General features: G+C 60.7%; 15 protein-coding genes. 13 read left to right on the top strand and 2 right to left on the bottom strand.

The annotated features are described in order from the left end of the window. Positions 1-7: 7 nt before the first annotated feature. From holA to ACNAZS_RS05670, 9 genes are all read left to right on the top strand, one after another. Positions 8-575, top strand: a 568-nt coding sequence (gene holA / locus ACNAZS_RS05710) for a DNA polymerase III subunit delta (RefSeq protein ID WP_415787125.1), incomplete at its 5' end; no start/stop codon positions are given. A 175-nt stretch (positions 576-750) separates the two neighbouring features. After that, positions 751-2,016 carry a glutamate-5-semialdehyde dehydrogenase gene (locus ACNAZS_RS05705; protein WP_415787123.1) on the top strand — a complete coding sequence of 422 codons (1,266 nt, stop codon included), beginning with the start codon at positions 751-753 and terminating at the stop codon, positions 2,014-2,016. Between the two features lie 57 nt (positions 2,017-2,073). Continuing rightward, positions 2,074-2,454: a hypothetical protein gene (locus tag ACNAZS_RS05700; protein ID WP_415787121.1), complete on the top strand. Its 381-nt coding sequence runs from the start codon at positions 2,074-2,076 to the stop codon at positions 2,452-2,454. 29 nt (positions 2,455-2,483) lie between these two features. After that, entirely contained in the window at positions 2,484-2,768 is a 285-nt protein-coding gene (locus ACNAZS_RS05695) for a GNAT family N-acetyltransferase (RefSeq protein WP_415787119.1), read from the top strand. A gap of 3 nt (positions 2,769-2,771) precedes the next feature. Further along, positions 2,772-3,152, top strand: a complete 381-nt coding sequence (locus tag ACNAZS_RS05690; RefSeq protein ID WP_415787117.1) for a YchJ family protein — start codon at positions 2,772-2,774, stop codon at positions 3,150-3,152. Between the two features lie 192 nt (positions 3,153-3,344). After that, positions 3,345-4,043, top strand: a complete 699-nt coding sequence (locus tag ACNAZS_RS05685; protein ID WP_415787115.1) for a heavy metal response regulator transcription factor — start codon at positions 3,345-3,347, stop codon at positions 4,041-4,043. A 5-nt stretch (positions 4,044-4,048) separates the two neighbouring features. After that, a complete protein-coding gene (locus ACNAZS_RS05680) occupies positions 4,049-5,422 on the top strand; it encodes a heavy metal sensor histidine kinase (RefSeq protein ID WP_415787113.1) in 1,374 nt (457 codons plus the stop codon). Positions 5,423-5,478: 56 nt separating this feature from the next. Further along, positions 5,479-6,918 carry an APC family permease gene (locus tag ACNAZS_RS05675; protein ID WP_415787111.1) on the top strand — a complete coding sequence of 480 codons (1,440 nt, stop codon included), beginning with the start codon at positions 5,479-5,481 and terminating at the stop codon, positions 6,916-6,918. Positions 6,919-6,945: 27 nt separating this feature from the next. Next, positions 6,946-7,767 (top strand): SAM-dependent methyltransferase, encoded by an 822-nt coding sequence (locus ACNAZS_RS05670; RefSeq protein WP_415787109.1) that lies wholly within the window; start codon positions 6,946-6,948, stop codon positions 7,765-7,767. Positions 7,768-7,875: 108 nt separating this feature from the next. On the opposite strand, the gene ACNAZS_RS05665 is transcribed toward ACNAZS_RS05670, so the two are convergent. Further along, complete coding sequence (locus tag ACNAZS_RS05665; protein ID WP_415787107.1) at positions 7,876-9,432, bottom strand: phospholipase D family protein; 1,557 nt, start codon at positions 9,430-9,432, stop codon at positions 7,876-7,878. Between the two features lie 221 nt (positions 9,433-9,653). On the opposite strand from ACNAZS_RS05665, the gene ACNAZS_RS05660 reads away from it, so the two are divergent. Next, entirely contained in the window at positions 9,654-10,571 is a 918-nt protein-coding gene (locus tag ACNAZS_RS05660) for an isocitrate lyase/PEP mutase family protein (RefSeq protein ID WP_415787105.1), read from the top strand. Between the two features lie 51 nt (positions 10,572-10,622). Here the strand turns inward: ACNAZS_RS05660 and ACNAZS_RS05655 are convergent, their stop codons facing one another. After that, complete coding sequence (locus ACNAZS_RS05655; protein WP_415788819.1) at positions 10,623-11,342, bottom strand: IclR family transcriptional regulator; 720 nt, start codon at positions 11,340-11,342, stop codon at positions 10,623-10,625. Between the two features lie 236 nt (positions 11,343-11,578). On the opposite strand from ACNAZS_RS05655, the gene ACNAZS_RS05650 reads away from it, so the two are divergent. The 3 genes from ACNAZS_RS05650 to ACNAZS_RS05640 are packed head-to-tail and all read left to right on the top strand — an operon-like array spanning position 11,579 to position 16,193. Further along, entirely contained in the window at positions 11,579-12,781 is a 1,203-nt protein-coding gene (locus ACNAZS_RS05650) for an efflux RND transporter periplasmic adaptor subunit (protein ID WP_415787103.1), read from the top strand. Next, positions 12,778-14,790, top strand: coding sequence for a MacB family efflux pump subunit (locus ACNAZS_RS05645; RefSeq protein WP_415787101.1), 2,013 nt, complete (start codon positions 12,778-12,780; stop codon positions 14,788-14,790). The genes ACNAZS_RS05650 and ACNAZS_RS05645 overlap by 4 nt, the downstream gene beginning before the upstream one ends. Continuing rightward, positions 14,787-16,193 carry an efflux transporter outer membrane subunit gene (locus ACNAZS_RS05640; RefSeq protein ID WP_415787099.1) on the top strand — a complete coding sequence of 469 codons (1,407 nt, stop codon included), beginning with the start codon at positions 14,787-14,789 and terminating at the stop codon, positions 16,191-16,193. Before ACNAZS_RS05645 ends, ACNAZS_RS05640 begins: the two co-directional genes overlap by 4 nt. Positions 16,194-16,362 lie beyond the last annotated feature (169 nt).

The following is a 16,362-nucleotide window of genomic DNA, read 5'->3' as shown; positions in this document are numbered from 1 at the left end:
NGCGCCNCGCGCGCCAAAACCAGCGTACCGACAGTACGACGTTGCAATGGATCGCCGATAAAGTCGAAGGTAACCTGCTGGCGGCCCACCAGGAAATCCAGAAGCTCGCACTGCTCTATCCCGAGGGTCAATTGGCTGCCGAGGACGTCGAGCGCGCCGTGCTCAACGTAGCCCGCTACGATGTATTCGGTTTGCGAGATGCCATGCTGGCGGGCGATGCCTCACGCACCGTTCGCATGCTCGAAGGCCTGCGCGCCGAGGGCGAAGCCCTGCCTTTGGTGCTCTGGGCCGTCGGCGACGAGATCCGTCTCCTGGCGCGTGTGGCCGAGGCACGCGCCAACGGCCAGGATACCGGCGCCCTGATGCGCCGTCTGCGAATTTTCGGCGCCCATGAAAAACTGGCCCTGCAGGCCCTGGGACGCATCCCGGCCAAAGCCTGGCCCGTCGCCGTCCAGCACGCCCACGAGGTCGACCGCCTGATCAAGGGCCTGACCGTCCCCGGCCGCCTATCCGATCCTTGGGAAGAAATGACCCGGCTGGCTCTGCGCGTGGCCGCTGCCGGCAGGCGTGCCTGATTCGTGAAGAGGGCCACCACGGGTACCAGTGCCGTTGGTTCGCCTGCCGACGCCTGGTTTTCCGCGGCGCCCCAGTGTGCTCCCTCAGCAGCCCATCAGGGCGCAACAGGTACACTTAACCCTATCTGCTGGTGCACAACGCGGCGCCACTTACAAAATCTTGCTAGACACGTTCATGTCCTTTTCTGATCTCGATTCCGCCATGCTGGCCTTGGGCGAGAACGCCAGACGCGCATCGCGTGCCATGATGCGCGCCACCGGCGCGGCGAAAAACCGGGCCTTGCTCGCCATGGCCGACGCCCTGCTCGAGCGCGGCGACACGCTCAAGGCCGCCAATGCCAAAGACCTCGAGGCCGCGCGCGCCAACGGTCTGGAACCCGCCCTGCTCGATCGCCTGACCCTGTCGGACAAATCGCTCGCCCAGATGGCCGAGGGTCTGCGTCAAATCACGAGCCTACCAGACCCCGTCGGCAGCACCACGGCAGGCAGCACCCGCCCCAACGGGATGAGGGTCGCCCAGATGCGGGTCCCGCTGGGTGTCATCGGCATCATCTATGAATCTCGCCCCAACGTCACCATCGACGCCGCTGCGCTGTGCTTGAAATCCGGCAATGCCACGATTTTGCGTGGGGGTAGCGAGGCCTTTCACTCCAACGTCGCGCTCGGCGAGATCGTACAAACCGGCCTGCAGGCCGCGGGTCTGCCTGCCGAGGCTGTTCAAGTCGTCGGCACGACCGACCGCGCGGCCGTCGGCAAGCTCATCACGATGACCGAGCACATCGATGTCATCGTTCCGCGCGGCGGCAAAGGCCTGATTGCACGCCTGGCACGCGAGGCACGCGTCCCCTTGATCAAACACCTGGACGGCAACTGCCACGTCTACATCGACGCGGCCGCCGATCCGGAAAAAGCCCACACCATCGCCTTTAATGCAAAAACCTATCGCTATGGGATTTGCGGCACGATGGAAACCCTGCTGATCGATGCCGGCGCCGCCATTTCCATCCTGCCCCGACTGGCCACGGCCTTTACCGCACACGGCGTCGAACTGCGCGGCTGTCCTCGTACCTGTGACATCGTGCCGGCCGCCAAACCCGCCACCGAGCAAGACTGGGCCACGGAATATCTGGCGCCCATCCTGGCGGTGCGTATCGTCGACTCGCTCGACGAAGCCATAGAGCACATCGCCCGATGGAGCTCCGGCCACACCGAATCAATCGTGACCGAAGACCTCTCCGCGGCTCAGCGTTTTCAGCGTGAAGTCGACTCCAGCTCCGTCTATGTCAATCTGCCCACCTGCTTTGCCGATGGCTTCGAATACGGCCTGGGCGCAGAAATCGGCATTTCGACCAACCGCCTGCACGCACGCGGTCCAGTCGGCCTCGAAGGCCTCACCACCCTAAAATGGATACTGAACGGCGAAGGGCAGACACGGGGTTAGATACCACCCAGCTCCGCCACGCCCGACCCGTCGCCCACTCGTTACCAATTAAATATTATGCCCACGCAAGTACTCGCCTACGCTTTCAGTCTCGTCACGTTATGTTTTGTCGTCTGCTGCTTGTGCGGCCTCGTGCTGTTTTTCTTTCGCACAGAACGCATTAATGCCACGCTCAAGCACCCGCTGCTCGAGCACGGATCCTTTCGCCGTTTTCCGCTCGTCATCAAAACCACGATTTTTCAAGATTACTTCTTTCGCCTGGCCTTCCCCGGATTCAATTTCGGTATGTTTGCACATGCCAACAAACAGCTCAGCCACGTCGATCCCAAGCGCGTCCCCTTCGGCATCAAAGTCCCTATCGTCGGATTCTGGATGTCATGCTGGGTGGGCTTGATCGCCATGATCGCAGTCTGGGTCATGCTGCTGCTCTATCGTTGATCTCACAGGCCGTTGATCTCACGCACCCTATGTCCGACACCCCAATTGCCATTACGCACGACGAAGCACAAGGTCGCTTTCAAGCCGACGTGGATGGGCACCTTTGCGTGCTGGATTACCAACTGCGTGGCAACACCATGATCATCCAGCACACGGGCGTACCTGGCGCGATTGGCGGCCGGGGAATCGCCGCGGCGCTGACCCGCCATGCCCTGGACACGGCCCGCAAACGTGGCTGGCTCGTCCTGCCGGTATGCTCCTATGCCGCGGCCTACATCGCTCGGCACCCCGATTATCAAGACCTGGTAGCCTGATCCATGCCGTCATGCCCGTGCGAAAGCGGCCTGACTTATGCACGATGCTGCGAGCCATGGCATCGTGGCTCGCAACGTCTGCAGGCCCCCACCGCAGAGGCCTTGATGCGTTCGCGTTACAGCGCGTTTGTCCTGGACGAACTGTCGTATTTACGCGATACGTGGCACCCAGATACGCGACCAACACAACTCGACCCCAATCCCGCGGACTTGAAATGGCTGGGGCTGCAAATCAAGCAGCACATCCAGCAGGATGCCGAGCACGCCAGTGTTGAATTCGTCGCACGTTACCGTCAGGCGGGCCGAGCCACGCGCCTGCACGAAATCAGCCGATTCCTGCGCGTCGACGGCCACTGGCTCTACCTGGATGGCGAACACCGCTGATTCGCCTACACTGGACGTTACGCTTGGCATCGGCTATCGGCCGGCGCCAAGCCTACCCCTCAAAATACGCGACATAGCGGTGTAGCTGACAAAAATGTCAGCGTATCGTCAGCGCGGTGACCCACACGCCTACGTAGACTGATTTCCCGTGGTACGAGTTGTTTCCCCCTTGTACAAGAGCGATCCCACCTCATGCGTGTACTTGTCGTTGAAGACGAAGCAAAGACATCCTCTTATATTCTGCGGGGGCTGACCGAGCTCGGCTATACCGTTGATGTCGCTGACACGGGCGTGGATGGCCTGCATTTGGCCCTGGAATTCGACTACGACGCCATCGTGCTCGATCTGATGCTGCCCGGCCTGGATGGCCACGGCGTACTGACCCAACTGCGCCGCCAGAAATCCACTCCCATCATCATGTTGTCCGCCCGTGGCGCCGTCGATGATCGTGTCATCGGGTTACGCAAAGGGGCCGACGACTATCTGCCCAAGCCCTTCTCCTTTACGGAATTGGTCGCGCGCCTGCAAGCCCAGACACGACGCCGCACCGAGGCACGAGAACCCACCACGCTACAAATTGACGATCTGCATATCGACCTCCTGGCACGCAAAGTCGCCCGCGCCGGGCAGCGACTGGAGCTTACTGCCAAGGAATTCTCACTGCTCAGTCTGCTGGCGCGCCACGAGGGAGAGATTCTGTCCAAACTCACGATCGCCGAGCAAATCTGGGACATGAATTTCGATAGCGACATTAATGTCGTCGAAGTCGCCGTCAAACGACTGCGCGCCAAAGTTGACGCGCCTTACTCGCGAAAACTGCTGCATACCGTGCGCGGTATGGGGTATGTGCTCGAGGACCGACACGGTGACCAACCGGACGACACCGCATGATAGGCATGAGCCGCCGCACGTCCATTGCATGGCGATTGGCTACGATGTTCGCCATCACCGCCGCGGTGGTGTTTTCAGGGGTGGCGTTCTTTCTGTATTGTTTCCTGACGGAGTCCGTACGCGAGCAAGTGCGTGGCGAGCTCGAGTTTCATCACACGTTGCTTGACCCCATGATCGAGGCACGTCACACCGAACCTCAATGGGAGCTCGTGCGCCGCAAACTCGATGGTTTTTCCCAAGAAGGCGCCCGTGTTCGCTACTGGATACGGAGCGCTGACGACCGGTTTGCTTACGGTGGCCCATTCCTGCTGGAAAACGGCCAGGCGATGCCCAAAGCGCCATTCGGTTTCGTCAAAGTCCGTGATCCTGCCAACGTCTGGGCCGTCATGAGCCGCGCGATTCCGGCCTCTGGCGATCGCCCCGAAGTCGAGTTCATTGTGGCGCTGGATGCCTCGGCCCATATCGATACCAAAGAGAAATTCACCCAGGTCATGAGCATTGCGTCAGCGCTGGGTATTTTGCTGGTTGCGATATTGGGCTACTGGATAGCCAAACTGGGGCTATGTCCCGTCCGTAAGCTGAGCCGGCAAGCCAACCTCCTGCCGCCCAACAACCCACGTGAACGCCTGGATACCGTCGGACTGCCCCCCGAAATCCGCGAGTTGGCCGTGTCCTTCAACAACGCTCTGGAACGTCGCGAAGCCGCCTGGCTGCAACTCGAGGGCTTTAACGCTGACGTCGCCCATGAGCTACGCACACCACTGACCAATTTGATCGGCCAGACCCAGGTCGCTCTCGTGCGCGAACGCGACCTCGGTGCATTGCAAGATCTCCTTGAGTCCAATCTGGAAGAGCTCGAACGCATGAGCAGCATCGTCAACGATATGCTGTTCCTGTCCTGCGCCGACAACGGGCATCGTGCCGCGGAACTCAGCGACATTTCTTTATTGACCGAATCGCGCAAGACAGTGGAATACGTCGAAGACACCTTCTCCGAACGCCATCTCGTCGTGCGCGTCGAGGGCGATGCTCAGGTACACGCCGACAAGCGTCTCTTTCATCGCGCGCTGGCTAATCTGCTGTCCAACAGCGCGCGTTATGCCTATACCGGCACCGATGTCATCGTCGCCATTGAAACGCGCGGCGATCATGCGTGGATTTCCGTTTCCAACCATGGCGACCCGATCCCCCCTGACCTGCAGTCTCGTCTATTCGAACGCTTTTATCGTGGCGATGTCGCGCGCACCCAGAGTGGCATTCACCACGGGCTGGGTTTATCCATCGTACGCGCGATTGCTTCCATGCATGGTGGCGCCGTCTTTATTCGTAGCGAACACGGTATCAACACCTTCGGCTTCTCTTTGCTGAAGTCGATTTAGTCCCCATCGTTTCACCCGCCATGCTGGCGGTCGATTGTCCAGAACCTGACAAATTCATGAACAGCCCTTCCCAGCACAGTACGGACTCCCTTGCCCTCCCGACCGCGCCACGGGTGTCATCACCCACGTCACGATCCGAGACAGCATCGGCCAAACCCGTCAGCACGCTATCGGTCTTTGACGCCGTCATCATCATGGTGGGCATCGTCATCGGCATAGGCATCTTTCGAACTCCATCCATCGTGGCCGCCAATGTCAACTCTGAATGGGCGTTTATCATGGTGTGGGTCGCGGGCGGCCTGGTCACATTGATGGGCGCACTGTGTTATGCCGAGCTCTCGGCCGCGCACCCTCATGCCGGTGGCGAATATCATTTTCTATCGCGCGCCTACGGTCGCCCCGTCGCCATGTTGTTTGGCTGGGCACGAGGTACCGTCATTCAAACGGGCGCCATCGCAGGCGTGGCATTTGTGCTGGGGGATTATGTTTCCCAGCTATTCCCGCTCGGACGCTACGGCCCCGCGCTCTACGCGGCACTGGCCGTCATGCTGTTCACCGGCATCAACGTCATCGGCACCGCGCAAAGCAAGACCCTCCAGGTTGTCGTGACCTTGATCGAAATCGGCGCACTGGCCGCGGTAATTCTTTTTGGATTATTCGGCTCACCCGCCGAAACGGCACCAGCAACACCGACCGCCCCAACAGAAACCGCCGCCCTGGGCGTAGCCATGATCTTTGTCCTGTTGACCTTCGGCGGCTGGAACGAGGCAGCCTATCTGACGGGCGAACTCAAAGACGCCCCACGCAACATCGCAAAAGTGCTAGTAGCCGGCACCCTGATTCTGGTCATTCTGTATGTGCTGGCCAATGTGGCCTTGCTGTCGATACTCGGCCTGGACGGACTGCGCAGTTCGGATGCGGTGGCCGCCGACATGATGCGGCGCGTCGCCGGCGGCACCGGCGAAATCGTCGTCACCCTGGCCATCATCGTGGCCGCGGTATCCACACTGAACGCCACCATCTTTACCGGCGCGCGGGTCTTTTATGCCATGGCGCAAGATCTGTCCGTCATGCGCTGGATGGGCGTCTGGAACGGCCGCGGCAAAACCCCCGCCAATGGACAACTCGTCCAAGGCGCCATCGCCCTGACCTTGATCGCCATGGGCGCGGTCACCCGCGATGGCTTCAAGGCCATGGTGGACTACACCGCGCCCGTTTTCTGGGGGTTTCTGTTATTGATCGGCCTTGCCGTGTTCGTGCTGCGCTGGAGACATCCCGGGCGTGAACTCCCCTACCGCGTGCCGCTGTATCCCATCACCCCGATTGTGTTCTGCCTGACCTGCCTGTACATGCTGTACGCCAGTACGCTGCACACCGGCGCAGCGGCCTGGGTAGGTATCGCCGTACTAGCCGCAGGCACTCCCCTCTTGTTGCTCAGGAACAAAGCCGTTGAACCCACTGTCGCCGCCGATCCGAGCGACGACAACGCCCACTGACTTACCTTCTTAACAAGGAGAACGTCCATGCAAACGTTGCAAAAATCCTTAGTGTCCGCGGCGCTCTGCGCCATGGCCTGGCATGCCAACCTTGCCGCCCAAACCGCGACCACCGAGACCTCGACCTACGAGCCTACCGTTGGTCAATCCGGTAAAGACGTGGTCTGGGTGCCTACGCCCCAAGCGCTGGTCGATCGTATGCTGGAAATGGCCGAACTCACCCCTGAAGATCGCCTGGTCGACCTCGGCTCGGGTGACGGTCGCACCGTTATCACCGCCGCCAAACGCGGCGCTACGGCACGCGGCATCGAATTCAACCCCGACATGGTCGCCTTGGCGAAACAGGCGGCAAAAGCCGAAGGCGTCGCCGACAAGGCAAAATTTGAACAAGCCGATATTTTCAAGTCGGATTTCTCCGAGGCGACGGTCTTGACGTTGTTCTTGTTGCCCAGTCTGAACGAGCGCTTACGCCCGATCATCCTGGAAATGAAACCCGGCACGCGCGTTGTCTCCAACTCATTCACCATGGGTGATTGGCAACCTGATGAATCCGACCAAGTCAACGAAAACTGCTCCGCCTATTGCAACGCTCACAAATGGATCGTCCCCGCCAAAGTCGCCGGCACCTGGAAGCTCGGTGACAAGGAGCTGGTACTCAACCAACGCTATCAAATGCTGAGTGGATCGCTGCGCGACGGCACCAACGTCATACCGATTACCGAAGCACGCCTCAATGGCGAAGCGATTCAGTTCACCGCGGGAGACCAGCAATACACAGGCCAAGTATCAGGCAAGCGCATGGAGGGCGCGACGCAAGACAACACAGCCTGGCAAGCATCGCGCGAGTAGCACGGAGTACTCGGTCAACGCATGCTGGACAGCGGGCCTCGTTAATATCGCCTCATGTACATGCAGGTAGGGTGCGCAGTGGGCGGTACAGCAGAAAGTACTTTCAACTTACAGCAGCCACTCTATAGGCAACACGGACAGAAACGCGACATAGGCACGTTTGAACAGGCTAGTTTCAGGTTCCGTGTCGTGATAAATCTGCTGACCGCCCAGGGTCTCTACCCAAACTATCTTGCCGGACTCCGACAGGCGAACCTCGTATGAGCTCTCGGGTATTTCTTTGTCGAAGGAGCTCCCGATCTGGCGTGCCATGATCGGGCTTTCAATGACGAAGCCCAACTCTGTATTCAAGTGCGCCGAACGCGGATCGAAGTTGAATGAGCCCACGAATGCCCGCTTCTGATCCACGGCAAAAGTCTTGGCGTGCAAACTGGAACCTGAGCTACCAAAGGGCCCGCCTTTTTCTTTATCCTTATCTTTCCGATCGGTCTCTGGCAATCTGCTGCGCATCTCGTACAGCGTGACGCCGGCTTCGAGCAGGTCTTTGCGCCGCTTGGCATAGCCCGCATGAACCACGGCGACGTCTGTCGCATCTAATGAGTTGGTCAACACGCGCAGCTTGATGCCGCTTTTCGCCATTTTCGTAAACACTTCCACACCAGCCGCGGTGGGCACAAAATACGGCGAAATCAGATCAACGTTGTGAGTTGGACGTCCCAGGAGTTCGGTCAATTGATACGTCAGCATGGCATCAGAGGCAGCCTTGCCCAGGCCTTTGGCCGGATCGTCGCTGACCAGGCGCGTGTCGGCCCATTCGTAGACGAGAGTCCCTTGCAGCATTTGGCTAATGAACGCAGACTCTTTAATCGCCCGCATATACTCCGCCGCGGGCCGGGATTCAGCCACGCTTTTCGCAGTCGATGCCAGTGTCTGCAAGACCGCCGCATCGACCTTGGGCAGAATCAGGTCGACCGGGTAGGCTGATTCACTCGCCCAATAACGATCAAAGTCGGCGGATACGTCATTGACCACCGCTCCAATAGCCATGACATCCAGATCCGCGAACAGCACTGCCTCTGCGGCCCCGAAGTACTCGTCGCCTACATTGCGTCCGCCCACAATCGTCGCTTGATTGTCAGCGGTGAATGACTTGTTGTGCATGCGGCGATTCGAACGCATGAAGTCGGTCACAAAACCGAGGATCTTGGGCTGTCGCACCACAAAGGGGTTGAACAAGCGGATCTCGATGTTGGGATGCATGTGCAACGCCGCCAACTCGCTGTCCAGCCCTGAGGTGCCGTTATCGTCCAGCAGCAAACGGACACGTACGCCTCGATCCGCTGCCGCGCGCAACTCTTCGAGCAGCAGAGTACCGGTGACGTCGCCACGCCAAATGTAGTACTGCACATCCAGCGTCTTTTGCGCGGACCGTGCCAGCAATGCGCGGGCGGCAAAAGCATCGTGCGCGTCGGGCAGCGCATAGATACCACTTTTCCCGGGGTGCTGTCGGGCTTGCGGCGCAATAGCGCGGCCCAACGCGGTGTCCTGCGCTTCGGTTTGACTCAGCGCGACGCTGGGGGTGCGCGCCGAGAGATCAGGCAAGGAGCAGCCTCCAAGCAAACCGAGGCACAAGCAAAGGACAAGCGCAAAACGGGTACACGCCATACAGACAGAGGAAAGGAAAGCCCAACTTTACACTGGCGCACGATGACGCATCGTGACATGCCAGAACTGCCCCGATACCGGATTTCAAAGAATCGCGAGGCATTCAAAGGAATCACCGCCTTGACAGCAGATCGGAACATTGAATAGTATTTCTATTAGAATAAATTAAATTCTATTAGATAAAATATCAAATAACCTGACTACTTCGTTTTGGAGAGCATGTGACCGTTCCTATTAACCATCAGGATTACCCCCTCGGCTTGCGTCAACCAACCGGTAGAAATGCAGCGCTAAGACGTCGGCTTGCCGCGCAGAACGTGCTGGTCGCGCCGGGTGTCTACGACTGCATCGGCGCACGACTGGTGGAGCAGGCCGGATTCGAAGCGACGTACTTGACCGGATCCGGCATGTCGATGTCCGCACTGGGCGCGCCGGACGTCGGTCTTATGTCCTTTTCCGAGGTCCTAGATCGTGCATCTCGCGTGGCCGACGTCGTATCGGTGCCCGTCATCGTTGACGCGGATACGGGCTATGGCGGCCCGCTGAATGTCATCCGTACTGTCAGAGCATTCGAACGAGCAGGTGTGTCCGGTATCCAAATAGAAGACCAGGCCTGGCCCAAAAAGTGCGGACACGAAGGCGGAAGAAACCTCGTGTCCACCAATGAAATGGTCGGTCGCATCAAAGCCGCCGTCGACGCACGGATCGACCCCGATCTCGTCATTGTGGCGCGCACCGATGCACGAACCGACCAGGGCCTCGATGCTGCGCTAGAGCGTGCGGCTCTATATGCAGAAGCGGGCGCGGACGTGCTGTTTGTGGAGAGTCCTGAGAATAAAGACGAATTGGCCGAAGTCGCTCGGCGATTGAATGTCCCGGTATTGGCCAACATGGTCGAAGGCGGCCGCACACCGATCCTGCCTGCGGATGTATTGACGCAACTGGGGTTCTCGCTCGCGATCTATCCCAATGCCGTAACCCGCTGCTTTACCTACGCGGGGCAGCAAATGCTGAAAGAGTTGGCCAGCACAGGAACGACGGCCGGCGCAGCCGATCGCATGCTGTCGCATCGTCAGCTGTGGTCCCTGTTCGAATACGAAAAATGGACCGCGACCGAAGATCGTTTGCGTCACGACTAAGCGAGTTTTATCGCGCGCTGGTATTGCGCTGGCGCGCCAAACACACAGAAGTCACGACACGTTACCTCCCAATCTTTCCGTTAATTTCCTAGCCTCTTCGCACACAATTTGAATATGCGTCGGGGCGTATCGCTGGGCAGGCATGGTGAGCACGAGCGCGCCGCGAAGACCGCCTTGCGCATCAAACACTGGAGCCGATATGCCAGCGAGGTCCGGTGACCGGTCGCTGATCGGCGATGCCTTGAATCCTGCCTGGCGTATTTCATCGTATTGGCGTCCTGTTGCACCGGCGAAGGCGAGCAACACGTGTCCGCCAGAACCCCGCTCCAGCGGCAAAAGGTCACCGGCCTGGCTTTGATCGGATAACGATTGTGGTGAATTGACGCGAAACAGCACCAAACGGTGATCTCCCTGCCTCACGTGTAAAGAAGCGCTCTCCTGGCTACGGGCAACCAACTGCTCAAGCGCGGGCAAAACGAGATCTTGCAGATTGAACGAGGAGGCATACACGCGATAAAGCTGTGCCGCCCCATGACCCAATGCATAGCGGCCATCGTTGCGCTTCGTGACGAGATTGAAATGCAGCAGCGACGCAAGGAGACGAAGCACGGTGCTGGGAACAAGTTGCACCCGCTCGGACAGCTCGCTCAGCGTAAGCCCGTGATCCGTATCTCGAAAAGCAGCCAGGATAGTCAAGGCTCGATCAACTGCGGTTACCCCGCCTTCGGAAGCATGGGCGGCATTTTGCGGGCGTACGGGATATCTGGGCATGGCTTTATATGTCGTGCTGACTGGAATCATTTTAATTTTATTATAAAGAATTTAATTCTATTTAATAAAATTCAATATGCAAGTCAGTCATTTAGTAACATCCACCGGATACCCCTTAAGTCATGCGCAGTTCATGAGAATCATTCACCATCGAGTACCATACGCGGTGGTGCGCAAATCGCCTTATGCCCGGCGAAGCCCAGCACTGCCCTCCCCGTCCGTCTTAAAACCCTTGCATGACGAATTCGACCGCGAAGCCTCTGGGTAAAACCAAGAAAAAACGTTATCTCTGGATCGCAATAGCCTTGGTGGCCATGCTGCTGCTGGGCAAGATGCTGTTCTTCAGCGTACCACCCAAGCCCGACTACGTCACTGCAGAGGCCCGCCTGGCCGACATGGAAGACAGCGTGCTGGCCTCCGGTACGCTGGAAGCCGTGCGGCAGGTCAGCGTCGGCGCTCAGGTGTCGGGCCAACTAAAATCGCTGAAAGTACAGTTGGGCGACGAAGTCGAGCAGGGCCAATTGGTGGCCGAGATCGATGACATGACCCAGCAGAACGACCTGCGCAACGTCCAGGCCGCGCTGGCTACGCGCAAGGCCGAGCGGCAGGCCAAGCAAGCCACGCTGAAACAGGCCGAGCTGGCCTACGCGCGCCAACGCCAGATGCTGGCGCGCGATGCCAGTTCGCGCGAAGACTTCGAACAAGCCGAGGCCACACTGAACGTCACGCGCGCCGACATCGTAGCCCTGGATGCGCAAATCGCCCAGGCCGAGATCGAGGTCGACACGGCGCGCGTCAACCTCGGCTACACCCGCATCTCGTCACCGATGAGCGGCAAGGTGGTGGCCATCGTCACCAAAGAAGGCCAGACGGTGAACTCGATCCAGACCGCGCCCACCATCATCAAAGTGGCACAGGTCGACACCATGACCGTCAAAGCGCAGATCTCGGAAGCCGACGTCACACGCGTGCGACCGGGTCAGAAAGTGTATTTCACGATTCTGGGCGAACCCGACAAACGCTACTACGGTACCCTGCGCGCCATTGAACCCGCGCCCGACTCAATCCAGCGCGACGAAAGCACCAGCACGCTGACAGGTGGCGGAACTGCCGCCAGCGGGACCAGCGAGGCGGTTTATTACAACGGCCTCTTCGACGTGCCCAACCCGGACGAGACACTGCGCATTTCGATGACGGCGCAAGTCTTCATTGTGCTGGGCGAGGCCAAGCAGACCCTGATCATCCCATCGTCCGCGCTGGGCAAGCGCGGCGAAGATGGCCGCTACACCGTGCAGGTGGTAGGCACGGACAACGAGCCGACCAAGCGCCAGATCAAGGTGGGCATGAACAACAATGTCAACGCCCAGGTGCTGGAAGGTCTGTCGGCGGGCGAACGCGTGGTGTCTGCCGAGGCCGCTGCCCCCGCGGTGGCGCAATGACGCTGCCGACCATGCGGGACACCCCGGACGAACATCCGCTGGTCAGCCTGCGCGGCGTCTGGCGCGAATTCGCCGCCGGAGACCAGGTCGTGGCAGTGCTGCGCGAGGTGGACCTGCGCATCGACGCAGGCGAAATGGTGGCCATCGTGGGCGCGTCCGGCTCGGGAAAATCCACGCTGATGAATATCCTGGGCTGCCTTGACCGGCCCAGCCGCGGTGTATACGAGGTCGATGGCCGCGCGACCGATACGATGACCCCGGACGAACTGGCCGAACTGCGGCGCGAACATTTCGGTTTCATCTTCCAGCGCTACCATCTACTGGCCGACCTGACTGCGCAGGGCAACGTAGAGATGCCGGCGATCTATGCCGGCACGCCACGCGGCATTCGACGCGATCGGGCCCAGGCCCTGTTGCGCCGCCTGGGGCTGGACCAGCGCCTGGACTACCGCCCCGGCCAACTGTCAGGTGGTCAGCAGCAGCGCGTCAGCATCGCGCGAGCCCTGACAAACGGCGGACGCATCATCCTGGCCGACGAGCCGACCGGCGCGCTGGACACGCATACCGGCCAGGAGGTACTGCGCATCCTGGAAGAACTCAACGACGCAGGCCACACTGTCGTCATCGTCACGCACGACATGAACGTCGCACACCATGCGCGCCGCATCATTGAAATCAGTGACGGCCAGATCGTGGCGGACCGCCGCAACACCGCCCCGCCACCGGCGCCGCCCGCCGCGCCCGCGGCGTCCACCGACCCGGTGCGAGCCGACCCACCACGCGAGCGCGCGCGCCCCTGGCTGGCCGAGGTAGAGCGTGTCGGCGAGGCGATGCGCATGGCATTGCTGGCCATGAACGCGCACCGGCTGCGCACCTTCTTGACCATGTTGGGCATCGTGATCGGTATCGCCGCGGTGGTGTCGGTAGTGGCGTTGGGCGAGGGTTCACGGCAGAAGATCCTGGCCGACATCAGCGAGATCGGCACCAACACTGTAGACATTTATCCGGGCAAGGACTTCGGTGACGAAAAAGCCGCCACTATTCGCACCCTGATGCCAGCCGATGCCGACGCGCTGGCGCGCCAAGCCTATGTGGACAGCGCCACCCCCCAGGTGTCGACCACCGCCTCGCTGCGCTACCGTAACGTGTCGGTCAATGGCTCGATCCAGGGGGTGGGCGAGCAGTTCTTTCGCGTGCGAGGCCTGCAGCCGGCCTTAGGCCAATTCTTCGATGCCGAAGCCGTGACGCGGCGTGCCCAGGAAGTCGTGATCGACGAGAACACACGCAAGGCGCTGTTCGGCAATCACACCGAACCGATTGGACAGGTGATTTTCCTGGGCGCCGTGCCGGCGCGTGTCATCGGCGTAACGGTCCGCAAAGAAAGCATGTTCGGCGATGGCCAGACGCTCAATGTCTGGATCCCATACACCACCGCGCTCAGCCGTGTACTGGGCCAGCAGCATCTGCGCGGCATTACCGTGCGGGTCAAGGACACCGTGCCCACCGAGATCGCCGCACAAGCCGTCACGCAGCTCATGCTGCAGCGCCACCGCACCAAGGATTTCTTCGTTTTCAACAGCGACACCATCCGGCAGACCATCGAGCGCACCACGGCCACGATGACGCTGCTGGTGTCGGCGATTGCCATCATTTCGCTGGTGGTGGGCGGCATTGGCGTGATGAACATCATGCTGGTGTCAGTCACCGAGCGCACCCGCGAGATCGGTGTACGGATGGCGGTCGGCGCGCGGCGCAGCGATATCATGCAGCAGTTCCTGATCGAGGCCGTGTTGGTCTGCCTGATCGGTGGCTTGCTGGGCATCCTGCTATCGCTAGGCCTGGGCGTGCTGGTGGCGCAGGCTTCCGGCGGCAGTTTCCGCTTGATCTATTCCGGCGCGTCGATGGTGGCCGCCTTTGTGTGCGCCACGCTGATCGGCGTGGGCTTCGGCTACCTGCCGGCACGCAACGCCGCCCGGCTCGACCCGGTCGAATCTCTGGCTCGAGAATGAACACTCCTTTCATCCGCGCGCGCCACATCGCCACTGCGCTGCTGCTGGCATTACCGCTAGCGCTAGTCGGCTGCGGCCTGATGCGCACCCCCTACGAACGCCCGGCGGTACAAAATCCGCCGACCTGGACGCAAGCCACGGCGCAGGACACGGCCAACGCCGGCGGCACCTGGTGGCGCAACTTCGACGACCCGGTACTCACGCAACTGATCGACTTGGCGCTGTCGCGCAACAACGACCTGGCCGCCGCCGCCGTGCGCGTGCGCATGGCGCAGCTACGGGCCGGCCTGGCGCGCTCGGACCAATTTCCCACGCTCGGCGGCGCTGTCGATATCAGCCGCCAGCGCAACCTGGATGGCGACCGGACGATCCTGCGCAATAACAATGCCAACCTGACCGTCAGCTACGAGCTTGATCTGTGGGACCGCCTGCAGGCCCAAACTGACGCTGCCGAATGGGAAGCCGCCGCCACAGAGCAAGATCGCGCCAGCGCTGCCCTGTCACTAGTAGGCACCACCGCCACACTGTACTGGCAGACAGCCTTCATCAACCAGCGCCTGGCCAGTGCCGACGAAAGCATCGCCTACGCACAGCGCACGCTGGAACTGGTGCAAGTGCAATACGACGCAGGCGGCACCTCGGCGCTGGAAGTGGCCGAAGCGCGCCAGAACCTGGCCAGCCAGCAGGCTGCCCGGACCCTGATGGCACAGCAGCGTGTCGAGACGGTCAATGCGCTGACGATCTTGTTCGATGGCCCGCCAAACCGCACCATGGCCGATCCGCCGCGGCTACCGCCGACCACTCTGCCGACCGTGCCGATTGGGGTGCCAGCCGATTTGCTCGCGCGCCGACCCGACCTGCGTGCCGCCGAATTGCGGTTGCGCCAAGCTCTGGCACAGACGGACGCCACGCGCTCGAGCTTCTATCCACCTATCACGCTGACCGGCGCCTTGGGTAGCGCCAGCACGGCACTGAGCAATCTGCTGCAAAATCCGGTCGGCACGCTGGGAGCGGGACTGACGCTGCCGTTTCTGAATTGGAACCAGATGCGCCTGAGCATCCAGGTATCCGAGGAGGAATACGCACTGCGCGTGCTGCTGTTCCGTCAAGCGCTATACCAGGCCATGACCGATGTCGAAAACGCCCTGTCGGCGCGCACCCAACTCCGCGCACAGGGCGAACTGCTAGCGCAATCCCTGGCCGCGGCGCAGCAAGCAGAAGATATGTACGAGGTACGCTATCGCAGCGGCGCCGTCGCGTTGCGATTCTGGCTCGACGCTCAAGAAAAACGCCGTACCGCCGAGATCGAACGAGATCAGAACACGCTGGACCGGCTACTCAACCAGGTTCAGTTGTACCAGGCGCTAGGCGGCGATACCCGCCAAGCGGACAGTGAGGATTGAGCGCCACAGGGTGGGTTGTAAGCCTCTGGCCGGAGGCGGCGGGCGTGGCGATCCCGCGGGGATTGCCCTGGCGCCACAGGGTGTGGGCGTTGGAGACCTCAGGCCACGAGACGGTGAGCACGGCGACTGCGTCCTGGCAACGGGCGGGGGTCGCGTGGGCCGGTAGGAT

The sequence above is a fragment of the Bordetella tumulicola genome (assembly GCF_965138755.1).
GTDB lineage: Bacteria > Pseudomonadota > Gammaproteobacteria > Burkholderiales > Burkholderiaceae_B > Bordetella_A > Bordetella_A tumulicola.
This window is presented reverse-complemented; position numbering and strand designations above follow the sequence as displayed.